General features: G+C 55.9%; 23 protein-coding genes and 3 pseudogenes. 13 read left to right on the top strand and 13 right to left on the bottom strand.

Annotation, left to right across the window (positions count from 1 at the left end):
* Positions 1-7 precede the first annotated feature (7 nt).
* A pseudogene (locus BAD_RS07290) lies at positions 8-280 on the top strand (transposase); the annotation flags it as partial.
* Positions 281-572: 292 nt separating this feature from the next.
* On the opposite strand, the gene istB reads toward BAD_RS07290, so the two are convergent.
* Both istB and istA read right to left on the bottom strand, forming a co-directional pair.
* Entirely contained in the window at positions 573-1,355 is a 783-nt protein-coding gene (gene istB / locus BAD_RS07285) for an IS21-like element ISBad1 family helper ATPase IstB (RefSeq protein ID WP_011742684.1), read from the bottom strand.
* Positions 1,348-2,811 (bottom strand): IS21-like element ISBad1 family transposase, encoded by a 1,464-nt coding sequence (gene istA / locus BAD_RS07280; RefSeq protein WP_011742685.1) that lies wholly within the window; start codon positions 2,809-2,811, stop codon positions 1,348-1,350. Before istA ends, istB begins: the two co-directional genes overlap by 8 nt.
* 166 nt (positions 2,812-2,977) lie before the next feature.
* On the opposite strand from istA, the gene BAD_RS09210 reads away from it, so the two are divergent.
* The 4 genes and pseudogenes from BAD_RS09210 to BAD_RS07260 form a co-directional block, all read left to right on the top strand.
* The gene (locus BAD_RS09210) at positions 2,978-3,283 is read left to right on the top strand and encodes a hypothetical protein (protein WP_174878652.1); all 306 of its coding nucleotides are present in this window, start codon (positions 2,978-2,980) and stop codon (positions 3,281-3,283) included.
* A gap of 179 nt (positions 3,284-3,462) precedes the next feature.
* Positions 3,463-3,831, top strand: a complete 369-nt coding sequence (locus tag BAD_RS09450) for a Mu transposase domain-containing protein (RefSeq protein WP_407918978.1) — start codon at positions 3,463-3,465, stop codon at positions 3,829-3,831.
* Between the two features lie 743 nt (positions 3,832-4,574).
* The gene (locus tag BAD_RS08910) at positions 4,575-5,816 is read left to right on the top strand and encodes an IS3 family transposase (protein WP_231837043.1); all 1,242 of its coding nucleotides are present in this window, start codon (positions 4,575-4,577) and stop codon (positions 5,814-5,816) included.
* 40 nt (positions 5,817-5,856) lie between these two features.
* Positions 5,857-7,036: pseudogene (locus tag BAD_RS07260) on the top strand (IS3 family transposase); the annotation flags it as partial.
* A 281-nt stretch (positions 7,037-7,317) separates the two neighbouring features.
* On the opposite strand, the gene BAD_RS09330 reads toward BAD_RS07260, so the two are convergent.
* On the bottom strand, positions 7,318-7,668 hold the full coding sequence (locus BAD_RS09330) for a Na+:H+ dicarboxylate symporter (RefSeq protein ID WP_146741161.1): 351 nt from the start codon (positions 7,666-7,668) through the stop codon (positions 7,318-7,320).
* Between the two features lie 200 nt (positions 7,669-7,868).
* Positions 7,869-8,942 (bottom strand): hypothetical protein, encoded by a 1,074-nt coding sequence (locus BAD_RS07250; protein WP_011743668.1) that lies wholly within the window; start codon positions 8,940-8,942, stop codon positions 7,869-7,871.
* Positions 8,943-9,076: 134 nt separating this feature from the next.
* On the opposite strand from BAD_RS07250, the gene BAD_RS09325 reads away from it, so the two are divergent.
* The 3 genes from BAD_RS09325 to BAD_RS09315 are packed head-to-tail and all read left to right on the top strand — an operon-like array spanning position 9,077 to position 10,223.
* Positions 9,077-9,388, top strand: a complete 312-nt coding sequence (locus BAD_RS09325) for a transposase (protein ID WP_231837041.1) — start codon at positions 9,077-9,079, stop codon at positions 9,386-9,388.
* Between the two features lie 2 nt (positions 9,389-9,390).
* Complete coding sequence (locus tag BAD_RS09320) at positions 9,391-10,068, top strand: DDE-type integrase/transposase/recombinase (protein WP_231837039.1); 678 nt, start codon at positions 9,391-9,393, stop codon at positions 10,066-10,068.
* Positions 10,065-10,223 (top strand): IS3 family transposase, encoded by a 159-nt coding sequence (locus tag BAD_RS09315; protein WP_231837037.1) that lies wholly within the window; start codon positions 10,065-10,067, stop codon positions 10,221-10,223. The genes BAD_RS09320 and BAD_RS09315 overlap by 4 nt, the downstream gene beginning before the upstream one ends.
* A gap of 314 nt (positions 10,224-10,537) precedes the next feature.
* Here BAD_RS09315 and BAD_RS07235 read toward each other — a convergent pair whose 3' ends face one another.
* Together BAD_RS07235 and BAD_RS07225 are read right to left on the bottom strand one after the other, a co-directional pair.
* Positions 10,538-11,542 carry an Abi family protein gene (locus BAD_RS07235; RefSeq protein ID WP_011743666.1) on the bottom strand — a complete coding sequence of 335 codons (1,005 nt, stop codon included), beginning with the start codon at positions 11,540-11,542 and terminating at the stop codon, positions 10,538-10,540.
* A gap of 902 nt (positions 11,543-12,444) precedes the next feature.
* A pseudogene (locus tag BAD_RS07225) lies at positions 12,445-13,627 on the bottom strand (IS256 family transposase).
* Between the two features lie 161 nt (positions 13,628-13,788).
* Here BAD_RS07225 and BAD_RS07220 point away from each other — a divergent pair.
* Positions 13,789-15,216, top strand: a complete 1,428-nt coding sequence (locus tag BAD_RS07220) for an SIR2 family protein (protein ID WP_011743664.1) — start codon at positions 13,789-13,791, stop codon at positions 15,214-15,216.
* Positions 15,217-15,647: 431 nt separating this feature from the next.
* Here the strand turns inward: BAD_RS07220 and BAD_RS07215 are convergent, their stop codons facing one another.
* Positions 15,648-16,559, bottom strand: a complete 912-nt coding sequence (locus BAD_RS07215) for a haloacid dehalogenase-like hydrolase (RefSeq protein ID WP_011743663.1) — start codon at positions 16,557-16,559, stop codon at positions 15,648-15,650.
* Positions 16,560-16,744: 185 nt separating this feature from the next.
* On the opposite strand from BAD_RS07215, the gene BAD_RS07210 reads away from it, so the two are divergent.
* The 3 genes from BAD_RS07210 to BAD_RS07200 all read left to right on the top strand — a co-directional run bounded on the left by BAD_RS07210 (position 16,745) and on the right by BAD_RS07200 (position 19,614).
* Complete coding sequence (locus tag BAD_RS07210) at positions 16,745-17,239, top strand: helix-turn-helix domain-containing protein (RefSeq protein WP_011743662.1); 495 nt, start codon at positions 16,745-16,747, stop codon at positions 17,237-17,239.
* Positions 17,236-17,625, top strand: a complete 390-nt coding sequence (locus BAD_RS07205) for a hypothetical protein (protein WP_041777410.1) — start codon at positions 17,236-17,238, stop codon at positions 17,623-17,625. Before BAD_RS07210 ends, BAD_RS07205 begins: the two co-directional genes overlap by 4 nt.
* 972 nt (positions 17,626-18,597) lie before the next feature.
* A complete protein-coding gene (locus BAD_RS07200) occupies positions 18,598-19,614 on the top strand; it encodes a DUF4236 domain-containing protein (protein WP_041777409.1) in 1,017 nt (338 codons plus the stop codon).
* Here the strand turns inward: BAD_RS07200 and BAD_RS07195 are convergent, their stop codons facing one another.
* The 6 genes from BAD_RS07195 to BAD_RS07170 form a co-directional block, all read right to left on the bottom strand.
* Complete coding sequence (locus BAD_RS07195) at positions 19,615-19,980, bottom strand: YccF domain-containing protein (RefSeq protein WP_041777408.1); 366 nt, start codon at positions 19,978-19,980, stop codon at positions 19,615-19,617. It abuts the gene before it with no gap.
* A gap of 208 nt (positions 19,981-20,188) precedes the next feature.
* Positions 20,189-21,685 carry a polysaccharide biosynthesis tyrosine autokinase gene (locus tag BAD_RS07190; protein ID WP_011743656.1) on the bottom strand — a complete coding sequence of 499 codons (1,497 nt, stop codon included), beginning with the start codon at positions 21,683-21,685 and terminating at the stop codon, positions 20,189-20,191.
* Positions 21,686-21,822: 137 nt separating this feature from the next.
* Positions 21,823-22,359: a protein-tyrosine-phosphatase gene (locus BAD_RS07185; RefSeq protein ID WP_011743655.1), complete on the bottom strand. Its 537-nt coding sequence runs from the start codon at positions 22,357-22,359 to the stop codon at positions 21,823-21,825.
* Between the two features lie 125 nt (positions 22,360-22,484).
* A complete protein-coding gene (locus tag BAD_RS07180; RefSeq protein ID WP_011743654.1) occupies positions 22,485-23,015 on the bottom strand; it encodes a hypothetical protein in 531 nt (176 codons plus the stop codon).
* 246 nt (positions 23,016-23,261) lie between these two features.
* A complete protein-coding gene (locus BAD_RS07175) occupies positions 23,262-23,462 on the bottom strand; it encodes a helix-turn-helix transcriptional regulator (RefSeq protein ID WP_041777407.1) in 201 nt (66 codons plus the stop codon).
* A complete protein-coding gene (locus tag BAD_RS07170) occupies positions 23,452-23,877 on the bottom strand; it encodes a hypothetical protein (protein ID WP_041777406.1) in 426 nt (141 codons plus the stop codon). Before BAD_RS07170 ends, BAD_RS07175 begins: the two co-directional genes overlap by 11 nt.
* A 93-nt stretch (positions 23,878-23,970) precedes the next feature.
* Between BAD_RS07170 and BAD_RS07165 the strand changes: the two genes are divergently transcribed.
* A complete protein-coding gene (locus BAD_RS07165; protein ID WP_011743832.1) occupies positions 23,971-25,041 on the top strand; it encodes a hypothetical protein in 1,071 nt (356 codons plus the stop codon).
* Positions 25,042-25,065 lie beyond the last annotated feature (24 nt).

The raw sequence follows: 25,065 nt of genomic DNA, 5'->3' as shown, positions 1-25,065 counted from the left end.
TGGAACCATGGCAAGGGGCACTCGATACACTCCGGAGTTCCGGGCGAAGGCCGTCAGGTTGCTGACGGAGTCCAGGTCGTCGTATTCGTCGGAGACGAAGGCGATCGAACAGGTCGCCAAGGATCTGGGGATAGCGCCGGAATCACTGCGGCGCTGGCGCAACCAGTCGGACGCGACGGCCGCCGCGGAGACGAAGCAGTCCGTGCAGGAGGCGATGGCGGAGTTGAAGCGGCTGCGGGCGGAGAACACGGAATTGCGCCGGGCGAACGAGATATTGACTGAATATTTGCTTGTTTTGAGGCCATTGTTATTGCAGGAGAAGGCCAATCGCACTTTTTGACGATTATTGCGGTTCAAGGCCATCGTTATTGCGTATCGAGGCCGCCGCTTGTCAGGCTCCTTTCACCATGCGAGGCACGTGTGGTGAAAGGAGGCTGCCAACATGGCAAGGAAACCAAGGCCAAGTGTCTTTCGTCAAATAAATCTGCGTGTCGTCACCAGTTAATCTGAACACCATCGGCGTTCAAAATGGACACCGTCACCGGCGGCCGGGTTGGTTCCGCTCTTTTCGTTTATTTCATCAGGGAGTGGCTGTTGCGGTATGACTCGCCACGGAACCTGACGATCCTTCCGTGGTGCACGATGCGGTCGATGACCGCGGCGGCCATGTCGCCGTCTCCGAACACCTCGCCCCACCGTCCGAACTCCAGGTTCGTGGTGAACACCACGCTCCGCTTCTCGTAGGAATCCGCGACGACCTGGAACAGGAGCCTGGCCCCGTCGATGTCGATCGGCAGGTAGCCCAGCTCGTCGATGACCAGCAGCCTGGCGCGGCCTATCGCGCGCAGTTCCGCGTCGAGCCGGTTCTCGTCCCTCGCCCGCCGCAAACGCATCACCAGCGACGACGCGGTGAAGAACCTCACCGGCATGCCCCTCTCGCACGCCAGCATGCCCGTGGCGATCGCCATGTGCGTCTTGCCGCATCCCACGTCGCCGTAGAGCACGAGGTCCTCGGCCCGGTCCACGAAACCGAGGTCCATGAGCTGCTCGCGCCCCCAGTCGGCGGGGAACGACGCCATGCCCCAGTCGTATCCGTCGAAGCCCTTGACGCACGGGAATCCCGCGTTCCTGATCAGCCTGGCGCGCCTGGATTCCGTCCGGCTGGCGTTCTCGGCCCTGAACAGGTCGGCCAGCACGCCGAGCTGGCCGGGCGTGGCGCCCGCGACCACGGAACGCAGCACGCTCCTGGTCAACGGCAGCCCGCATGCGAGCTCCATGACCTCGTCCGGGGTGGACTTGCTCACGGTCCGCCCGCCCCTGCGTCCGCCCGCCGCGGCGTCCGTCGACTCACTCATCGCCGTCCTCCCTCATGAACCTGCTGTACGTGTCGAGCCTGGCCCTCGATTCGGGACCGTCGCCCTGCGCGATCCGCCTGGCCGTCTGGTCGATCGCGGCCCTGTCGGGCCTTCTGCCCGCGGCGACGATCTCGACGACGGCCATGACGGCCGCACGGAAGCCACTCACCACGGCCGCGTGGCGGATGTCGTCGACCAGCAGGCCGCGTTCGCGCGGCTCCATCCGGTCGAGCAGCACGCGCGTCTCCTCCGGGAAGTCGGAGCGTATGGGACTCTCGCCCCACGAACGCGGCTTGCGTGCGATGATGGCGAGCAGCGACAGCGGGTCCATCGCGGTGTCGGGGCTGCGCCCCCACCTGCGCTCCAACGTGACGATCGGCTCGCCGTCCATGGAACGCAGCTCGACCCGCAGGGCCCGCACGCCGGCCATGAGACGCATGGAATGCCATTTCGGGCCCGCGAGGTAGCGGTTCGAGTCGATCGTGACCGTTCCGGTCCTGTCGGCCTTCACCCCGCGCCAGTCGCACGCGTCGAACATGGACGGCGGCAGCGGGAGCATGTGGTCGAGGTCCGTCTCGAACAGGTCCCGGATCGGCACGTCCTCGCGGTAGTGGACGCCGCGCGCGATCTCGTCGCAGCGTTCCAACCACGCGTCCGTGAGCCGGTCCCATCCCTCCGCGGACGGCGTCGGCACCATCAGGTTGCGGCGCAGGAAACCGACCGCGTTCTCCGTGCTTCCCTTCTCCCAGCCGGAATAGGGGTTGCAGAACCTCGTCTCGAAGCCGTAGTGCGCGCAGAACAGCGAGAACAGCCTCGTCTGGGTGACGGTCCCGTCGGCCCTGCGGTGGCCGACCCCGGTGGCGTTGTCGAACACTAGCACGCGGGGGACCATGCCGGCATGGGAGAACACCTTGTTCAGACCATGGCACACGCATTCCGCGGTCTCTCCCGGCAGCGCGGCCACGTATCTCATGTTCGAGTACGGGAACGAGACCACCAGGAAATGCACGGTCCGTTCCACGCCGGCGACCACGGCCAGGGCCTGGCCGAAATCGACCTGCGCGCTGCCCGGCGCCCATTCCAGCTCACTGAACCCCTCGGCCTCGCCGCGGTGGCGTTGGCGCCAGCGCTTGACCCATCGCTGCACCGACGAATAACTGCCCTCGAAGCCGCATTCCTCCACGAGCCGCTCGTGTACGCGCCGGGCGGTGTGCCGCTGTTTGCGTGGCATGCGCCGGTCGGCCTCGAGCCATTCGTCGGCCTTGCGCGCGTACTCGCCCGCGACCAGGGAACGGCTCGCAGTTCCCCCGGTCGGCGGAACGGGCGAATAATCGCGGGTCGCGTACTTGACCACGGTCGTCCGCGAAACGCCCAGTTCCCTAGCTATCTGCGTATGCGTCAGGCCTTTCGTCTCGAGCTGCCTGATACTCTGTTGAATACGCACCGGTGTCGTCATTCCTTTCCTCCCGAGGACCATGTGTTGGTTGTTAGCACTCGGGAATCTATCAGGAACCGTACGGCACCGGCGCTTTTCTTCCGCCGATGCCATTTCCGTCCGCCGTCCGTGTCCAATATGAACGCTTATGCCGTTCAGATTTGGTGGTGACGCCGTACACGTTTATTTGACCATAAACACCAAGGCGATACCCCGCCTGAACGACCAGGGCCTGTCCGGCAGGGCGATAGCCAGATCTCCGGGAATCGCGAGACAGAGCGTGGCCGAGGTGCCGTCCGCCTCGGCCGCCGCGGGAATCGCCTATCCGGACGTGGCCGCGAAGCCTGACGGCGAGGTGTATTCGATGCCGTTCCCCGGCAGGGGCGAACGGGAAAGCGTGTACGAACAGCCCGACTGGGCCGGGATTCACCGCGAGCTCGCCCGCGTCGGCGTGACGCTGCGCATCCTGCATGGCGAGTACGCCGATGAATAAGCCAGCGCCGGCAGACCGCGCATGGGTTGCGACCGTTTCCGCAAGCAGTACGCCGCGTATGCGGCGAGGACCGGTGTGACGAGCGGGGTCGAGCACAGGGCCGGACAGGCCATCGAGGTCGACCGGGCCGGTAAGACCATACGGATCGTCGACCCGGTCACGGGCGACGAGTCCGGGGCGTGCCTGTTCGTCGGCGTGCTGCCGACCGGCCGGAAACAGCGTACGAGGTGGCGGACTGGATCTACGGCAGGAAGGCGCGGCCCAACTGCCATGTCGCGTACGCGCGCAACTGGTGTTCCGTCCCGTACGCGTACGCCGGGGCCACCGTGGACCTGCGCGTCGGCGCCGGCACAATCCAGGCTCTGCAGCACGCACCGGCTCCTGCCATCCACGGCCGCCAACCAGTACAGCACAAACGAGACCGACCCGCCCGGGAAGACCGTATGGAGGCAGTGGGACCGGGAATGCTGCGAGAAGTGGGCGCGGCGGGCCGGCCCGGACTGCGCCGACGTCGTCGGGAGGCTGTTCGCCGCGCAACGGTTCGATGATCAGGGCGTGGAGCCCGCGCTGGCGGTGCCGCGCCTCTCGAGGTGCTATACCCGAGCAGCGTCTCGAACACGCGTGCTCGCCGGCCCTGCGGTCGGTGACGTCGCCGCGGCACTCGCACATCAGGCCGATACCTGAGACCGGCCGGGACATGACGGGTGAACCGGTGTATTTCGTCAAATCGAGGTGGACGCTTCGAGGTGGTGACGTTTTCTTGGACTCCCCGATCGGGAGGAGAACCCCCTTATGGCGAAGTGCGGCAAGGAGCAGCGCGACAGGGCCGTGGACCTGTACATCAGATACGAGTGCTGCGCCGCGGACGTGATCCGCGAGCTCGGCTATCCCAGCAGAGGGATGCTGCCGGTGTGGTACCGGGAACGCCTCGAGGAGGAACGCACCGGAAGACGGTCCACTCGCGGGAAACGGTACCGGCGGTACACGGACGAGCAGAAACAGGCCGCGGTGGACCACTACCTCGAATACGGCAGACGGCTCAGCCGCACCATGCGGATGCTGGGATATCCCAAAAGCAAGGAACTGCTCATGGCGTGGATCGACGAGCTGGCGCCCGGCCGACGCAAGCTGAGGCACGGCCCCGTGCCCGAGGAACTGAAGCGGAAGGCGGTGGTCGCGGTCGCGTCCGGACGGCTGAAATCGCGCGAGGCGGCAGCCGAACTGGGCGTGGAGGCGTCCGTCGTCGGGAAACTGGAAACGGCAGATGCTCGCCGGATCCAAGGAGACGCACGTGACACAAACACCCAGAAGGAAGCCCCCGACGGCCGGGGAGGGGAAAACCGGCGTGGAGCCCTTTACGCCGGCGGCCATGCCGCCGGCCGCCGCCGGACCGCGGGACGTGGCCGGCCTGGCGGACGCGGTGGCGTCGATGGAGCGGAGACTTGCGGAGATGCAGGCCCGTCTGGACGGGCTGGACGCCGGCATCGAGGCCAGACGACGGACCGAGCGCGAGCTCGACATCCAGATCGCGATCCGGAAGGGCACGTTGGAGCTGTTGGGAAAAGAGCCGGGCGCAGACCCGGAAAACCTGACCAACCGAGAGAAGACGATCCTCGTCAAGACCGTTAGCGAGACGCTGGGCGTGACCGCCGGAAGCCTCTTGCCCGTGGTCGGCATCGCGCGCGGCACGTACCACTACCAGCTCAACGCCATGAAACGCCCCGACAAGGACGCGCCGTTGCTGGAGCTCGTGCGAGAGGCGTTCGAGAACAGCGAACGCCGCTACGGGTACAAGCGGGTCCACCTGGAGCCGGAAAGCATGGGTATCAGGGTATCGGCCAAACGGATCATGAGGCTCATGACGAAGAACGGGATCAAGCCGTCGTTCAAGAGCGCGAAGCGGTACGGCTCGTACAAGGGCGAGCCGGCCAAGGCCCCGAAGAACCTGGTGAACCGCGACTTCCATGCCGAGCGTCCGAACATGCTGTGGGTCACGGACCTGACCGAGTTCTCGATTCCCGCGGGCAAGGCCTATCTGTCGCCCGTGATCGACTGCTACGACGGGCTTCCGGTCGCGTGGACGATCGGCACCAGCCCGAACGCGGCATTGGCCAACGGCATGCTCGCCGACGCGTGCTCCACGCTCAGGGACGGGGAGAAACCAATCATCCATTCCGACCGTGGCTGCCACTACCGGTGGCCCGAATGGATCCGCATCCGCAAGGACAACAACCTGACGCGTTCGACGGGCGCGAAGGGATGCAGTCCGGACAACGCCGCCGCGGAAGGGTTCTTCGGCCGTCTCAAGCAGGAGTTCTTCCACAAGCGCAGCTTCGCGGGCGTTTCGATGGACGGGTTCATCGACATGCTCGACGAGTACATGGTCTGGTACCGGGACAAGAGGATCAAGACGGAGTTCGGACACGGGCATCATGGACCGTCGACGCGGGCTCGGTCTTGTGGCATGATTGGTGGTGATGGAATCAATGACGAGTCCAACAAAACGGCACCGGCCCCTGCTGCGGAAAAATAGTGCAGAAATTGCTTAAGAAAAATTGAAGCAAAACAATCTGGGGGTCGCGCCGGAGACGCTGCGCCGTTGGCGCAACAAGACGGACGCCACGGTCGCGGCGGAGACCAAGCAGTCGGCCGAAGACGCGATGGCGGAGTTGAAGAGTTTGCGGGCCGAGGTCGCGCGATTGAGGCGGGCGAACGAGATATTGACGACGGCGTCGGCTTTTTTCGCGGCACGGCTCGACCCGACACGGCGTTGATGGTCGCTTACATCGACGAATTCAAGGACCGTTTCAGGGTCGGGCCGATCTGCAGGGTGCTGGCCGCTTCGCTGGACTGCGGGTTCATCACGCCGCGCGGCTACCGCATGTTCAGATCCAAGCCCGTCAGCCGTATGGCCGCCAGGCACGAGGCGCCGGCCCGCGGCATCCTCGAGATCCATGCCGATTCCTTCATGGCCGTGTACGGGCACCGCAAGACGCACGCCCGGTTGTTGGCGCGGGGCTGGGATCCGGCCGAGATCGGCCGCGACCAGGTGATGAACGTCATGCGGGAATCGGGAATCCGCGGCGTGCGCCGCGGCAGGACGCCCGTCACCACCAAACCGGCGAGGGGCACGGGCGGCAGGCCCGACCTCGTGGAACGCGGGTTCGAGGCGGAGGCGCCGAACCGGCTGCACGTGGCCGACATCACCTACGTGCGCATGGCCAACGGCTCGTTCGGCTACACGGCGTTCGCCGCCGACGTGTTCGCCCGCAGAATCGTCGGATGGGCGTGCGCCACCACCATGGACGCCAGGGAGCTGCCGCTGCAGGCGCTGGGACAGGCGATATCATGGGCCGCCTCGCATGGCGGCACGGACGGTCTCGTGCACCATTCCGACCATGGCGCGCAGTACATCAGCCTCGTGTGCACCACCAGGGTCGGGGAATTCGTCATGCTTCCCTCGACCGGCACGGTCGGCGACTCGTACGACAACGCCATGGCCGAGAGCGCCGACGGCGCGTACAAGACCGAGCTCGTCTGGCGACGCAAGCCCTTCCGGGATTTGAGGGACCTGGAATTGGCGACGTTCCGGTGGGTCTCGTGGTGGAACTCGGAGCGTCTGCACCAGTCCTTGGGCTACAGGACACCGGAACGGACCGAAACCGAGTATTATGCAAACCAAGCGGCGCAAGCCGCCCCACTATAAGGGCGGAACAAAAATCAGGCCATATCAAGAAGCTGTGCCATGCATAAGTGAGAAGTCTCATGTTAAGAAGCCAAATCTGCCATATATAATGCAGATATAGGTTGCAAGATAGTAGTGTCAGAAGGCCGCGCGCCTTTTGGTCATGACCATTTTATTAATCACTCTGCTCCTGCTCATAATTATGCATCATGTTCGCAAAGCTCTTCCGGTTCAATACAACTGTCAGCAGACTTCTTTTCGGAGGTTGGAGAACTGAGATGTCTTCCGTTCTTCAACCTCGAGTTGAGCATAGTGAATGACATGCTCAACTCGTCGTATGAAAGCTTCTTCAGAAACGATCACTGCGGGCAGCAGCCTTCTTCATATCATCGTCAGTGAATTCACCCCGGAGTTTCTGTGACGCCTTTTGCATAAACAAAGTGTATTTGAGCCAGTGCATACTTCTGATTGTCTTGAAAAACATCATCAATACTGAGTACAAGGAAACCGCTATAGCTACTCTTGCATACTCCTTATAGATGTACAGCGAGATAAGCGGAAGAACTGCTGTAACCATTGTCCAGACAATGATGCTTGACCAGTTTCTAGATAATTCACCAGAATACTTGGTTATCACATATTTCATTCGTCCCGAACCAGACTGATACACCATGGAACAAATAAAGGTGGCCGCAGCCATAAGAAGTCCGGAAAACAGAAGACAAGGAAGTAAACAATTCTGCGCAGGGCTCTTCGAAATCAAAGGTACGACACCCCGACATATACCAAGACACGCTAACTACCAATGATGCAACGGCGTCGACGAATGGGTGTGCCGCAATGCTATTCGCAATGGAAGACGCAGGTGTATCTGGAGCATTCTTTGTTTTCTTCATGTTTCTATGACTGTCTTTCCCGTGTTATCCGATACAAGTTTTCCTCTTGCTGCTCGCAAACGGTCACGAGATGTTTTATAAGATTCGTAAACTGATGCGTTTCACCTTTTGAAATGACGATTTCCTCCTGTTCCGTAACCGGATGCTCGACAAGATTGAGCTCAAGTAATTTATCGGCAAAGTCAACGCCGCTAACACTCATTTTCTTTCCCTGACCAGCCACGAATGGAACGAAGTCAGAGACCGATAATTTAAATCTTTTCCTCGGCATTGAAAAAACAGAATCATTCGAAATAGATATTTTGACATCAACATCAATATCCGCTCCAATTTCATTAGCCAACTTCTGGCAATACTCTCCGGCAGTGCCGCCCTCGTTTGGAATTGAAGACAATGTCTGCTTTGTCGTGAATTTTGCGTGCAGAGAAGATAATCCCTTAACCTCTTCTCTGAATCTTTCTAAACTGTCAATCGTAACAACGGGAGCAACGTTCCACTTCATTCCCGTTTCAAGAGGCCAATATCTTGCAAGAGCTCTTTCAAGAGGAGACACGCTACGGCTTGTGGATGAGCCGCCAATTCGTCCCACAATTCCTTCATTGGGGAAAAACGCGTAGGCCGAAGATTTAGCTAGCCTGCCACTATCGTCTCCCACATAGTCATCCATGTAGTCGGTAACGCGTTTGTTTTTATCGTCTATATGCCTCATAAACGCTGAATCAAATTCTTCATAGACACTTAGAATCGGATACTCTTCGTCAAGCAAAACGTCATACCTAATGTCTTTGATGGCTTTATTGTCCCATGCCGTGTCCTTTAGCTCAGACAGATGTTCCCACCAATTTAAGTTTTCCACGGGCCTGTATGAAGATCCGTCACAGCTCCTTTGGGATAACCAATAAAAGGCAACCGTACGTTTCATGACTTCCGTCTCCTTGAATTTCACACCCTGCACCATCTCTTCAACGAGAAGGCGTAACCACTCGGATATTATGATACTCGTCATTATTAATGCTGAACCCCCGAGTTCTAAATAGATGCGCAACACCTGTCTATGGTTGGAAGTGTTCAGGTTCATGACCGGAGAAAGTGTCGCGCTCGATATGAAAGCGTATTCCCACCTGTCGGCAGAGGAACATGTCCGGATCGACGAATTGCGGAACCGGGAGGGTGGATTGGCTACAATGTATTAGACAGTCCGATGAGGGACGAATGACATGGGATTGGAGGCCGACGATGGCCGGCCCGAAGTATCCCCGCCACTACGACGAGGCGTTCAAACGGCAGATCGTGCAGTCGTGCGAGAGCGGCAGGCCATCCCGGGAGATCAGGGCCGAGCACGACATCGCGCATTCCACACTGCACCGTTGGGTCCAGGGCATCCGCAACAGCGGCTCCACCCGGGCCGCGGACAACCGCACGCCCGAGCGGAACGAGCTGATCGAGCTGAGGAGACGCAACAGGCGGTTGGAGATGGAGGTGGACGTTTCAGAACAGGCGGCGCCGGTATTCGCGCGAAGGTAGACGTGATACGGGCCGCCGCCGCCCGTTATCCGATATCAGCGCAATGCAGAATACCGGGCGTTCTCCGCTCTACCTACTACTGGATGACCGGGCATCCCGAAGCCGAGCGGGTGGACCCGATCGCCGGCGACGTGCACGCGGTCCGGCGCGACAGCCATGAGCGTTACGGCGCCAGGAAGATCAAGGCCGCGCTGGAGCGGAGGGGCGTCACCGCCTCCAGAAGGCGCATCGTCGACATCATGAAACGGCGGGACATGACGAGCGCGTACACGCGCAGACGGTTCAAACCGCACAAGACGCGGGTCAACGAGGCGAAGCTCGCGAACCTGCTGGACCGCGGGTTCGACGGCTACGCCCCACGCACGCGTCCGGCGAGCGACCTGACGTACGTGAGAGTCGGGGACGGATGGGCGTACGTGTGCCTGCTGGTCGACCTGGCGGACAGGGGCATCGCCGGCCATTCCGTCGGACGGACCAGGGACGCGGGCCTGGTGCTGGCCGCGTTCGCCGCCCTCGACTTCCCGCTGACGGATATTCAGGTGTTCCACACCGACCGGGGCGGCGAGTTCGACAACACGAGAATCGACGAGCTGCTTCGCGTGTTCGGCGTCAAGCGGTCGCTGTCGCGCAAGGGCGACCCCTGCGACAACGCCGTGGCGAGTCGACGAACAGGCTGTTGAAGAAGGAGCTCGTGTACCGGAACCACTGCACCACGATCGAGCGACTGAGGCGTGACCCCGACGACTACGTGTGGTGGTCCGACAACCAGCGGCTCCGCTCCGCCCTCGGATACCGGAGCCCGAAGGAATTCACCGAACAGGGACTCGTCCTCTAAGGAACTGTCCAACACACCGTTGCCAATCCAGTCCGGGGTATCTGGCGTGGCGGGTGGCCAGCATGTTGGCCCTTTTCTCGTAGGGGGCACCATCGAACTCGTATGCCATGATTCGTTCCTTTTCGGGATCATGGTGTTGCGACGTTCACTAGAACCCGTCCTCCAACATCGCCTCGCTCGGTTTCCGGTAGCTGAGCGTCTTCCTGGGCCTGTCGTTGAGCTTCTCGGCAACCGCGCGGTCGCCGACCTCCGGAGGACGCTTGCAAATCATGATCAAGGGGGAGCATGGAACCACGGACGGCGTGCGCCTGTCGTCATGACCACAATGCGAGTGATCGCCAATCCTCGGGGAATCCCATTTCCGTTGCAAGAATTTCCGGATAGCGGTCCATGAGACTGATGAATTTGTTCTTCCATGCGGAGCCATCGATTTGTTGCAGCAGGTAGTTTTCCATGGTGAGGAAGGCGGCGGGGCCGGTAGAGTCCGTTCTGAAAGCGTCCCAATCGTTGCCCCACCATTCATTGGCGTGCAAACCGCTCCGATGCTTAGGCAGCTTCGGAACAATACGGGTACTGGTCTCGTTCCAGAAACGATCATGATGTGCAACCATGTTGCGGACCTGCCTAATCGTTTCCAACCAATTTGAGAGAATCTTGATATCTCCATGTACTTCGGGATTGGTATTTGGATTAAAAATATGAAGCTTCGCTGCTAGCTTTCTTTTAACAGAATCAGGGGATCCCTGATAAAAATACCCTTTCAACGTTCCGTAGCTTAGGCAGCCTACTATCATCCAATACGGCGGCAAGGGGTCTTTATATGTTCTTTTGAAATGTTTAAGGTATGGCAGATTAGATTTCGTGAACGATGCTCTTAACGAGTTAATGCATGCCAGATAGTCATCAAAGCTAAGCTCAGGCAATCCTTCAGGCTTGGTATATCCAAATTCGCCGCCAAACAAGGAAAGCTCGTGTGCGAGAAAGCTTTTGAGATATATTTCAAAGGTGATTATGCCGTCGAACACGAGAGTTCTCAGTTCCTGATCGAATATGTATCTGCACCAGATTTGCTGGAACTGTGTCCCCTTTCTGAACGGGAGGACATGCTTGTAGTCGCATGAGGAAGATGGGCTAAGGAATTGATACCAGTATCCTTTTAGACGAAAATAGCCAACCTGTTCGAGGTGGCGTTCAAGGGTCTCGGCATCTACTCTGCCCAAGCCGTTCCTAATTAGAGTGGCTGCCAGATCTGAAAAATCTTTTGGTGGGTGCTTCGGATAGGAAAGAACTTGTGCGTTGCCGTCATGCGAATTTGCCATGGAATCCCCTCGAGCAAGAAAAATGCCACCCTAGTGTGCTTCAGTGAGAGGCATTGGTGGCTTTTAACAAATGGATAGTCTACCAAAGGTAAAACTTTTTGTCCAATAAAAGACATTCCATACTTCTAGTGGTTGACCTAAGGAGAAAACGCTAAATATGGTGAGTGTATACAGGATTCATCTCATTTCACTCTGTCGAAGTGTAATCATGATTTCGATTCGATCGGGCCGAATCGGCAAATGATTGACTTGTTCTTCTACTCTTGGTTTGCTTCTCGTCTCCTCCATATAATCGACAGTGAGAGATGGTAGTCAAAGGAGAGTTTCACAGGCGCACAAGCTCAGCAGAACCAAGCGCAGGCTGAACAACAGACCTAAGTGCAGGCGAACCAACAGGATTCAGGAGTCGTAGCAAAAGTGCATGGGCGCGAAGAAAAGTGCAGCGGTTACGCTAAAAAGGTGCATACCATGTGTGTTCCGGGTACTGGCGTATTCCATTCTGGCGTGCCTCGGGAATCGAGCTTTTGAAATCGCGGTGGTGAATAGGGGAGCGTCGTAGACCGGGAGAAAAGTCTCCGCAAGGATGTCTATCCGGCTTATTTGCGGCAGATTCGAAGAGTTGGTTTTTACTAGGTGGCTTATATATGGCACCTTTTCCGCAGCATGCTGAATATTTGTAGCTTTTGAGGCCACTGGTTATTGTGCTTGGGGACCAGCATTATGGTGGGAGAAGGCCGGTGGCGGATTGATTAGAAGCCGCCGGCCTTCGGGACTAGTTGTCGAGCATGGCCTGCCCGTGGCGTTGCCTCATGTTGTACTCGCCTGTATTAATCCAGACCGCGTTGCGCGGTAGTGCCCGAAAGGTTGCGCACTTTGGATCATGGCCGTCCATGGCGCGATGATCAGTTCGCTTCCACGAGACTGTCATCGAGCCGGGACATATCCATGTAGCGCCGGTCGGACCAGCTGTTGGCGGTGACGTACCTGATGCGGGCGCACACGAGCATGAGCGCGCTGTTGCTGTCCGGGAAGCCGCCCACGACGCGCGTGCGCCGGCGGATCTCACGGTTCAGCCGTTCGATCATGTTGTTCGTGCGCAGCTTGGTCCTGTGGTTCACGGGGAACTCGCCCAGCAGATAGGTCGTCGTCTCGCCGATCCCCTCGCGCAGGCAGTTGGCCGCCGACCTGAGTTTCCTGGATTCCATCTCCGCGGCGACGGTCTCGGCCTGGCCAGGGCTGTTTCGCGCGATTCCTGCGCGAAGACGGCCTTCAGGGCCGCGGAAGCCCAATCCCTGTGGCTGGGCGGCGTCTTGGAGAGCACGTTGCGCATGAAGTGCACCATGCACCGCTGGTACCTCGCCTTCGGCAGCATCGAGTTGACGGTGGACACGAGCCCGGCGCACCGGTCTCCGACCACGAGCCGGACGCCCTTGAGGCCGCGTTCTATCATGCCCCTGAAGAACTGCTCCCAGCTGGCCGCGTCCTCCCTCATGCCCTCGTCGACCGCGATGACCTCCCGGTGGCCGTCCGCGTCGACGCCGATGGCGACCAGGACGCTTACGTTCTCCACGTGCCCGCCCCAGGAACGCTTGTGACACACGCCGTCCACGAACACGTACGGCCACGCGCCCTCCAGCGGCCTCGTGCGCCACTTGTCGATCTCCCCGTAGACCCTCTTGAGCTTGTCGGAGAGCGTCTGCGAGGGCATGCGCTCTCCCCACAGCAATTGGCTGATGTCATCGACCCGCCTGGTGCTCACGCCGGCCATGTACATCCCCATCAGCGCCCCCTTGACACTTTCCTCGCGACGGCGGTAGCGTTCGATGACCTGGCTGCGGAACGTCTCGCCCTTCAGCTTCGGGACCCGAAGGTTCAGTTTGCCGGCCTTGGCGGTCAGGTGGCGGTCGTAGTGGCCGGCCCGGAAGGCCTTCCTGTCGCCGCTTCTCTCGTATCTGGCGGCGTTGGGATCCGGTCGGCCTCCTCGTTGAGCATCAGGTTGATGGTCTGCTCGACCTTCTCCCGCACCATCCGGTCGAGCTTGGACTCGAACATGGCGTCGTCGAACTGTATGATTTCCTTGGACATGGCGCTGACCTGCTTTTCAATCGCGGTTTTCTATGTTTGGCGACTGAAAATCGTACCAAGACCGGGCCATGTCCTTTTCCATCAGGCCCCAAAGCCGAATCTGCGCAAACTATCGGACGTTATCTGCGCTATCGATGTGATAATATCAAAAAATTATTGACATGTCTTATGCCGTTGATGGAGACGGAATAGATGGGGTGGTAATTCTTATGGTCGCATCTCAGTTGGAGTGGTCAATCATTAAGCAGCTTCCGCGCATAGACCGAAACGAAGAACTGACGATATTGCTTGGTGCTGGAGCGTCCGTTCCTTCGGGGTTGCCTTCATGGAAAGATTTAATTGGCAATATGCTCCGACAACAAGGAATGACAGTGTCTGCAAATATGGCGTCGTTATTATGTGATGCTGGTGATTTGCTATTTTTAGCTGAAGCTGTAAAACAACATTGCGGCAATGAGAATGAGTGGAAGAGATGTATCCTCGCCGCACTATACCCGGAGGGTGCTTCATATAACCCGTATCCTCCGTCATATTTCCATCAGCAAACAGCAAGACTCGCTTTCCAGCATCAGGAATCTGTTCATTTGGCGACGCTAAATTTTGATTTACTTCTTGAATATGCCATTGCTCGCATTGCGGTTGATTCAGGGAAACAGACTTTTCCTCCTGTTGAGCATTTACACGGTAAGGTTTTCCCGGCAAGTGATGGAAGTTCGGCAACTGTAGAAGATGTTGTTCTTACGCATGATGACTACAACAAAGCCATGAGAGATGGTAAGAACCATGCTAAGCATTATCTTGAGCAGACAGTGACAGAGGGGCATCATTTACTTATTGCCGGAACGTCTTTTAGCGATCCTGATATGAGATTCTGGTTGTCTGATGTTTTACAGAACTCAGGTGATTCTCGGGCTACGGTTTTGATTGCGCGTGAAAGTATGCCCGAGGTGACGCTAAATCAGTTTATGGGAATGAAGAAAGTGCTTGCTGCTCAATGGGAATCAATTGGATTTCATCCGATTTTTGTGAATGATTATACTGATGCGGCAACGCTGATTAACGAGATTGGTTATATGGGGAATTCTAGCTACTGCCCTCCAGCAACAAGAACTAAACGGCTATGGAAGAAGTTAACGGGAACGGAATTTCGTTCTTATCAAGAGAGGTTCGCAGAGAAGCTTCATGAGCAAGCTAGTCAGTGTGAGGCGTTGATTGGACATTGCAGAATCAATGTGACTCTCTGGATTGCGCATGGCAGTCAACTCACGCGATATGCTACTCATGATCGTATTTATCTGTACAAAGAACAGCTGCGGAATGAGGCGGTCGGGTTTGATAGCCCATATATTGCAGGACGTGTTCTTGGGACTAATCAAAGCAGTAGTCAGAGTTTTGAAAATGGAATATGGAAACAGGTAATGGCGTTCCCTATTCAGGTGCAGGAATCCAAAGGGTTCAGTATCCTGCCAATGGCTGTTCTTTCTATCGGGATAGGTAAGAAAATAAACAGTGTTGATAATAAAAATCTCGCAAAGAAAATGCAAGGTATGGTAAACGAATGGAGTAGTGAGTTACGAAAAGCGTTGTGATGAAAAAATGAGCTTGGTCATAGTGTGTTGTCCAGATTCACGCGTTATACTGACGTGAACCACATAGAAAGGAGACGGCAATGCGTTCTCATGCATCGGAAAAGGGGAGTAAGATTGTTCCGCTGCCTCCGAATGAGTTTTATCAGTCGCCTTTCGATGGTCGATGGCTTGATCTAGATGAATCTGAGGTTTTCCATCTAATCGATTTGCAGAGGAAAGCTTCTTCTCGTAATCCTATTGGATTTGAATCTGCTCACGACAAATTATAGTGCTGTTACCCACGTTCTTCCTGTCTGATAGGTCAGACAGGAAGAAAAGATAGAACGCCGATTTCTGATAATTAAAAATTTTGATTGTTTGATTCTGATGTTCCTTCTCTTAGACTTTCGTATAATAAAGGATGTAAAAGAAGGGGCGGTAGTGGCTAATGTTTATGAAATATGATGTGGCGCACTTGAAATGGATTCCTCCAGTCGCTTCTTTTCCCTCTGCACTATACCTTCAGCAAGAAGTTTCACTTTGTGTGTTAGCCACATATATGCTGTTGTTCCTTCGGAATAATCGGCTTCTGCATACATGTCGATGCGTTCGTCTCTTCGCATTTGTTCGACTTGATCAAAGGCTTTTTCGTCGTGCTTGGGATAAACCGCAAAAGTAGCGCCACCGTACCGTTTCACGACGGAAAATGCGGGGATGTCACTGGGGCCATCTGCAATATAGATCATATTTTTGAATTGGACTCGACGTAGTTCTTCGGGGACTTTCGCGTTTACGTCAATGTTTGGAGTTTCTGGAATACCTTTGTTTATTTCAAATAAAGCCCTGGTCTTAGACGTGTTATCGATAGTGTAACCAAGTTCACTAATAACTTTTTGCCCATTTTCATTTTCATCTTCAATGAATTCACATCCCCATATATGTTTCATATATGGTTCAATTTTTGAACCTTGAATTACTTTGGACATTCCAGTGCTGACAACATAGTTTTCCACATGAATGTCGCGTTCTCTATATGCGTCTTGATCGACTACTCGTTTAACTGCCTCGAAAATATCTGGGACACCTTTGTAGAATTTTAATTCTTTGCCAAAATCTTTTAGTTGTTCGTTATTCAGCCCAGGGAAGCAACCATCAGGGCGCGCATCTTTAATGAATTGGTTGAGATAAATGGTATCTTTGTTAACTTCAACGTCTTGCTCTTCCTTGTATTTTTGAGGAAGATTGTTAATCATTCTCCAGTAGTCTTTGGAGACTACGTCATATTTTTCAAAAATAGGATCTTGCATATATCCATCTACGAGGGTCTTATCAAAATCCCAAACTAAGGCAATGATATTGCTCATTTTCCCTCTTTTGACTCTTGTAACTCTCTGTCAGCTATATATATGTTAACTGATACAGATGATGTCTTTTAACAATTGTCGCTGATTTCATAAATTGACCATTTCATAATAATTAGGGTTGACGGTAATAATGTCGAGCCTGTGGTGGATATTACTATAAGTAATATCCACCACAGGAGGGAACCATGGATGGTCAGCTTCCTTACGATTATCGGGAACTTGCCTACGATTTGTATCACGCTGAGGACCAGCTTCTTGAGGGTCTTGTCTCTATGCGTGTGCAACGGGGTATGACTCAGGAGCAATTGGCTGATGAGATGGGTGTGTCCCAGTCTTACATATCTCAGATTGAGAACGGAAGAAAAAAGCTTGTGACATTGCTTACCGACTATGCGTTGGAAGTCGGGGCGCGCATTACATATAGCGTCGAGCCTGCGGAGCTAAAACCGGAGGGGTGCCGGAAATACGATACGTGGAAGGCCGTTCGACAATTGCAGGTAACAAGTGAATGGTCCAATGGCGATATAACGATGGGCGGCATCAACGTAGAGGTAACAGTATCCCGGCAAAAACCAAATCATGATGGTTTACGCAAGGTTACTGTAATGGGTGCTTCGGGCAAGGCTGCTCCTTGGCGTGCAAATAAAGACGTGGAATCGAAAAAGGAGCTGGTTGGATGAACGTCAACAGAATTATGCTGCTCGGCCAGTCAAGCGAGCGCGACCTTGCCCAAGACTCGCAGGAAGGCGCGGAAAGCAACATCAATTTTAATTTTGGTTTGAATCCAAGTGATGACAAGCCTTGGCCGTACGAATTAACGTTGCATTCGGAGATCACTCTCAAAAAAGGCGATTCCGAAAAGAATGTGTCTCCTTTTTTCGTATCCGATCTGCGCTATGCGATTCAATTCGATTCGCCCATTGATGATGAAAATACCCCGGAGGCTCTTTCCGTTGCATGGCCTTACATGAGGGAAAAGCTCGTTGAACAATTGCAGTCGCATGATATACCTGCGATGTCAATAGTGCCGTTGTCGATTGCTGCGTTGCCTGCGCAATCCCAATGATTCGGTTTCGGGTGTATGGGCAATGTTCTCGGCGGTGTCATCCAATTACTTATGAGTGGTCTAATGAACAGTCAGCCCGACTGTCACGGCGGTCCGGATTCTGGAGTGGTCTCTAAAGGGAAAGGTTCAGGCGGCCGTTCATTCTGCGGTGTATCTAATCCAATGCTTCAAAGCAGGTCTTGTACAGCCGAACGCGAGGTAGGGCATTGTACGAATAAGGTTCTTAAAAGGGGTGTGTTCTATGGTCTACTACACGCGCTTGAGGTTGGATTTGATGGTCTGTTCCTTGTCGAGGAAGAACCATGCGGAGCGGTTCGATGCTAGAGGTTGCCTCCATTTGAAATTCTTTGGAGTGCGCCGGCGTGCTACGTTAGGCGTGTACCCCCGTTCGTGCCCTGCTCTGGCTGCTTTCGCCTATTAAGATTAGTGCATTCCCGTTTAATTGCGGTGGAAGTCTTCGGGCGAAACCTGGGAGGAGTCGATGCGTCGGCTCCTCCTTTTCATTGTGCTTGAGTTTCTGCTGATTCCTTCTCGGGAGAAGGAACGGATGTCTTGATGTTTTGTCATACGAAACAACATCGTGCAATCTGGGACGTTGCCTTGGACGTTTTCTGTTTGTGTGTGGAGGCTTTTGCGGTGTCCCCCTTCTTATATTGGGTTGGGAATTGTTTCGATCGGGATGGTGACGTTTTCGGGATTCTTGGTTCTTGTTCCTGATAGGGGAGGGTCGGAACGTCGAATATATGAAAGGCGGAGTCTTGGATGCTTTTTCTTGCCATGGACGCATGCTTCAGGCCGCTTCGGCACGTTCTACACTCCGTAAATGTTTTTTTTGGAGACGCCTAAAAGAAAACAATGTGACGGGCTTTTATATAAGAGAAGAAAAACTGGCTGAGGCGCATTGAAATAACGGACCCAACCCCGAAAAGTCATATAATGACTAGCAAGAGAGACGCTATCAAAGGGGAGAGCATGGGATTCAGGATTCGAAAAAGCATCAGCTTGGGTAAAGGCATGCGCGTCAATCTCGGCAAAAACGGCATCAGCAGCGTCACATTCGGCAAACGCGGAGCGCCACACGTCACAGTGGGAAAGCGCGGCACCTATGTTGGAGCCAGTGTTCCGGGAACCGGCATCAGCTACAGCCAAAAGATCTCAGATGAGAAGCCCGCCAAGGCGAAGAAAGCCAAGAAGAACACAAAACGATCCAAAGCGGATGCTGCACAACTGCCGCTGACCACTTCGCCAGTGGAAACCACCGTCATGCCATATCCTTCCGATGCGGACAAGCTGACTTTGACCAACACTCCGTCTGTCTCAACCAACGAGCTTTCAAACTCCAACGGGCCAACCGACCCTCCAACCGGTGGAAAGCATACGAAGAAATCCAAGCAGCCAGGCTCTTGGAAACGGTGGATCGTCATTATTCTCGTTGCCGTCGTAGCGCTCGCCATAGGCAACATGAGTGCTGATCCGACGCAAAGCAGCCAGTATAAGCAACTGGAGCAGCAGTTGACTTCGCAGAAACAGCACAACAACAAACTGCAGCGGCAAGTCGATGAGCTCAACCGGAAACTGGACGATATTCAGGATCTCAAGGATCAGTTGGAGCAGCAGAAAGCCGAACAGGATTCGCAACAGAAGCAGCTTGACCAGCAACAATCCGAGCAGGAGCAGAAACAGCAGGAGCAAGACCAGAAGCAACAGGAGCAAGACCAGCGGCAAACACAGCTCGACGAGCGTGAAAAGAACATCGCGCAACGTGAGGAAGCCAAGAAGCAGGCTCAAGAACAACAGTTGGCCCAAGTGGCGCAGCAGCAGTCCCAAGCTGCGCAATCGCCGGCGCAGGCTCCGGCGGCAACGTCACTCGGTAGAGCGCATGGTGGCGCGTTCTGCTCTTCCGCAGGAGCTACGGCGCAATCGGATCGCAGCTCTTCGATACTCACGTGTCGGACGGCATCCGATGGCCGACTGCGCTGGATGCGCTAATCACAGGCTGTAAATCTGCGAACCAAACGGCCACAGCGCCAGTTTGGCCATTTTGAACGACTGGATACCGAACGGAATGCCGATGATGGTAATGCAGTTCAGCAGTCCGGCGCACACGTAGCCGATCGCCATCCACACACCGGCCAGCACGAACCACACAATGTTGACCAGCACCGAGCCCACGCCGCCTCCATAGACCACGGTCTTGCCGAACGGAGTCAACGTCAGCCCCGCCATCTTGAACGCCTGCACGCCCAGCGGGATGCCGACGATGGTGACGCACAGCACCAGTCCGATGACGGCCCAGCCGGCGGCCAGGAACAGTCCACCCAGAATCAGCCACAGAATATTGCCAAGAAGTCTCATACCCACATGATAGCGGCATCCGGCAAGTGCCATATCAGCTGTGGGCGCAGAGAGGGCGTACAAGGAAAGGCGCATAAGACGAGACGGAAACCGGCTCGAAACGAAAAGATCGAATCCACCTCACCTGTCAGCCTTGAAGACATAAAGAAAGGCTGGAAACCACAGCGGTTTCCAGCCTTCTCTTGAATCAGCGGACTTTAACCCCGAGCTACTTCTTGCGCTTGGCTTCGGAGCGGGACTTAGGAGCCTTGTGGCTCGTCTTGCCGCCCTCGTCGTAATAGTAGTAATTGTCGTTGTTGGAGGTCTTGCGCTCCTTCTCGAAGTTGAACACGAATCCAACAACCGGAACGTTGAGGTTCTCAAGCTGAACGGCAATATCCTTCAGATCGCGCTTCATGGTGACGTCGCGGCCGGAAACCAGTACCACGCCATCGCTCTTCGCACCGAATACGGCGGCATCATTGGCCACGACCATCGGGGAGGTATCCACAATCACGTAATCGTAGGTCTGCAGGGCCATGTCCAGCATTTCGGTCATGGTCTTCGAATTCAGCAGCATGGAAGCGTTCGGCGGCTTCGGACCGGCAGGCATGATATGCAGATTCGGCTTCCAATAGCGCTGCACCACATCCTTGACGGTGGCCTGTCCGGACAGGACGTGCGCCAAGCCAGCGCCGCCTTCCAAACCAAGTCGGTCGGCCACGGACGGGTGACGCAGGTCGGCGTCGATGAGCAGCACCTTGGCACCGTTCTCGGCCAAGGCTGCGGCCACATTCACGGAAACGGTGGTCTTGCCTTCGGACGGGCCGACGGATGTGATGACAATCATGCGGGCGTTGGAGCCTTCAACCTTCGACGTGAACGATAGGTTGGTGCGGATACGGCGGAATTCCTCGGAAATACGACCGGCAGGGGAGGAGATGATGATCGGCTTGATGCCCTTCAGACTGTCGTCTGTTGGAATACGGCCCATGATAGGGGCGTTGATGATGTCTTGCAGATCGTTGGCTTCCTCCACGCGGGTGGCCATAAGATCGCGAATGAGCGTGGCGAAGACGCCAAGGATCAGGCCGCCGACCAGTCCGACGGCGAGATACAGCGCCACCTTGGGGGAGCTGGGGGAGAGCGGCACGCTGGCACGCTGCACGATGGACAGCTTCACCGGTGATTCCTTGCCAGACGCATACAGCGACTTTTCCACTACGTTGCTCAACGATTCGGCTACCGCATTGGCGATGTCGGACGACTGCTTCGCATCGCCGCTCTGCGCGGTGATATTCACGAAGGCGGTGTTCGTCGGGTTCGTGACCGTCAGCTGACCAGCAAGACCCGCCACAGTAGTGTCGAGACCCAAGTCATCGATGACTGGCTTCAGCACGGATTCAGTGGTGACCAGAGTCGGGTACGACTGAATCTGGTTAGTGATGTACGTACTGGCGCTGTTGATGTTGGAAATGTTATTATCCTGCACCGAGGAATCGCTGTACGTGGCGAACACCTGGGAAGTGGCCGAATATTTCGGCGGAACCAGGAACGTGTAGGCGCACACGGCGGCAAAGACCACCACAAAAGTGATGATGCCGACCACAATATGCTTGCGGACAATACGGAACAGGTCCATCAGGGTGATGCCGTTGTCTTCCGTTTCGGTAGGCTCAACCACTACCTGACCGTTTTGTGACGCTGTACTTTCTGCTGCGGCCATGTTTCCCTCTCAGAGATTTTCAAAATCCAAAACAAACTCATAATAGCAAGGAGCCCTCCCAGATGGGGGAAAGCTCCTTGTGGGGGAGGGCGCTGAGCGTGACCATGGTTTCAGCTTGACTCCCTTACAGTAAGGGGTTATCGAGTGGTGGTATCAGCAATGGTCTGCAAAGCCTTGCAAATCTCCTGATATGAACGCTCGTAGACCGCGTAATCTTTACCCATAGGATCTTCGATATTGGCGGTATCGGGAATCATAGGGCGGATCATGCTGGCATTATCGATAACGGATTCGAGTCGTTCCTCGCGCGTATCGCCATCCATATACCCCTGTTCTTTGCAATACGCGCACATGTTGGCGAAGTCGTTGATGAGGAAAGTCCTGCACGCCGCCGTTGGAGCGATCACCGCGATCTCCTTGCGCTGTTCGTGCTCAAAGCACAGAATCAGGCCGCTGCTGTTCGCCAGTTGCGGGGTGATGCGCTTGGAACGGAACTGTTTGGCATCGATGCCATGCGCGGCCAGCAGTTTTGCGCTGTTTGGCGCGATTTCATGCGCGTCGAGTCCTCTCGTGCCGGCGCTGTCGGCCTCGAGATCGGGCATATAGTGAGGGAGCAACAGCTCTCCCATGGGGGAACGGCAGACGTTGCCGGTGCAGACGAATACAACCTTCATTGGTGTCCTTTCTGCGTGCGTGGATGCCCTGTGGGGTGCGCGCGAAATAAGCGTAAAAAAGGGCCTGGGAATGCCCCAAGCCCTTCATGAACGTAAGTGTTCAATTATTTCCGGTTGAGCCGAGTTCAGCGAGCGGAGCTCTTGCGGACGGCAACCAGGGAGATGCCGGCAGCGGCGAGCAGCACGACGGCCACAGCGTACGGGGCGATGGCAGCACCGGTGGAAGCGGTCTGAGCGGAGCCGTTAGCAGCAGCATCGGCAGCGCCAGTACCGGTGGCGGCCACAGTCACGGACGCGGAGGCAAGGGCAGCGCCGGTGTGGTGACCCTCAGCGTCAGAAGCGAAAATCTGGGAGCTGATGGTGCCAGCGAAACCCTTCTTGAAGGTGTAGGTGGCAGTCAGGGTGCCATCGTCGTGAGCCTTGGCGGCCTTGGAATACTTGGTGGCAGCCAGGGTGACGTTCTCAACGGTGGTGTCGTCGTAGGACACGACGTAGTACTGACCCGGGGTCAGACCGGTGAACGTGAACGTCGCAACATTGCCGGAGACGGTGCCGGTTGCGCCGTACTGGTCGACAGCCATTGCGGAGTTGGCAGCGAAACCGAAGCCGAACACGGCGGCGATGGTAGCCAGGATTGCAACGATCTTCTTCTTCATGATCGTAATTCCTCTCTAATAAGTGGAAGTGTCTTCAGCAGTTCGCCTTGCGGTTCCCTGCTACTGCCTTGACTATACGCTTCGCTTGGAATGGCGCCCTTCCCGTGGTGTGACGCCATTCGCACATATGTGACGTCGATGTCTCATCGTGTGACGAGCTTCGCACATGCCCCCGAATCGTCAAATATAGAATTTTCGTTGGAAACTCGCCATTCTTGAGGAAAATTGGAAAACGACACGCCGAAGCTATTCCTCGTCGTCGAAACTGAACAGGTCTTCGACGGTGGTGTCGAGCGCTTTTGCCAGATCCATGGCAAGCCTGAGCGATGGGCAGTACTGACCCTGCTCGAGTCGTCCGATTGTTTCGCGGCGCACGTTGACGAGGTCGGCGAGGTCGGACTGTTTGAGCCCGCGTTCCATACGTTTGAATTTCAGACTAGTCTTCATCGTCTTCTCCGTTTTCCCCGCCCGCACGTTCCAGCCACAGGTATCGCGCGTCGGCGATGGCCAGCGCCAGCATGCCGAGGGTCGGCAGCGCCATGGCGGGAATGTTGAATGGCACATGCTTGAACAGCGAGACGATCATGCCGATGAAGCCCAGCACCACCAGTGCCGCCACCAGTATGAAGAAGGTGAAGCGGATGGCGGTGGCCTGATGCTCGTCGGACAGCTCGTCGCGGCGCGGATACGCGCGGTTGTACACCATGGTGAGCCACAGTTCGCCGATAATCCAGAGCAGGGCGATTGACGACATCATGATGATGCCTGGCCAGGTACGGTGCTGAAACAGTTGCGTTGCGCATGCTACAGCACCCACGAATTCGACGATCGCACGTAATGCGATGTACCGATTGAAATTCATTTTTCAAGCTCCTTTAACGCGCTTGGTCTATTGTATCGTGCCTCTTTATCTGGGTTCGACGGGTGGATTGAGCATGTTTTCTGAAACGTTTGCATGCGTGAGATTGCAGTAATTATTGGTTGTTTGGGTGACTGTAGGGGTGTGACCCTTGCTGATATCGTTCGCAAGAAGGCAGAAAAAGAGGACGATCCGGAGCATGATCCGCTGAAAACCATCCCAGCATCGCCGGAAAAGCCGTCGCCTATCAAGAAAATAGTAGTGGGTTCGGTTGCTGCGGTGGCGGTAATCGTCATAATTGTGGGCGGTGTATTCGTTGTGCGTGCGAAAAAAGAAGCGCAGCAGGAGAGCGCTGCAATCGCAATGTGCGAAAAAGCGCGCAGCAAATATTCCGAAGCGAACGAAATCTTGAGCAAGGCGATAAGGAAAGCTGAAACTTCGCAGAAACTGACGGATAGCCAAGTCGCCGACGCGAGCACGCTGACAAAGTTGAGGCAAAGCGTCAAACAGGGCGAGCAATTCGGTGCGGCCAGTGAATGTTCCACGTCGCTTGCGCAATCCGTGCTGCAATCGCGTGCCCGCAGCATGAACAAGCATAGCAATGACATGAAGGAACAAGCCGCGACCATCATTGCGGACGTGAAATCGGTGGAAGACAGCAAGAAGACACTGGAAGCCAATCAGATTCGCGACGCTTTGGGGCAGAGCGTTTCCGGTGCGCGTACGTTGCTTGACAGCTCCGCTTGGCAAGTCGCGGATAATTCGACACGCGACGCGCTTTCCCAGGCGATCGATGCCGCACAGAAGCTGATTGACGGCAATAGCGTTGATACTAAGGCTATGCAGGAGGCGTCGAAGGCGATTTCCGCTGCGTCAGATGCGGTGAATGCTTCCATGAGGGCTGCTCAGGAGGCTGCGGCGGCTCAGGCTCAGGCGCAGGCGCAACGGGCGCGGGCTCAACAGGCTCAACAGGCTCAACAGGCGCAACAGTATTGGAATCCATCGCGGAATAATGGTGATAATGGTGACGACAATATTGGCAGCGATGATAATGCTGCTAATGCTGCTAATGCTGGTGATGCTGGTAAAGAAGACAATGGCGCCGGTGTCGGAGTCAACGGCAATGGGGGTGCTGCATCTTCTGGCAGTGGCGCCGGTGCCAACTAAATCGCATAACAGAAGCTGATATTT

This window comes from Bifidobacterium adolescentis ATCC 15703, assembly GCF_000010425.1.
Classification (GTDB): Bacteria; Actinomycetota; Actinomycetes; order Actinomycetales; family Bifidobacteriaceae; genus Bifidobacterium; species Bifidobacterium adolescentis.
The sequence above is the reverse complement of the archived record's forward strand: the minus strand, read 5'-3'. Positions and strand labels throughout refer to the sequence as shown.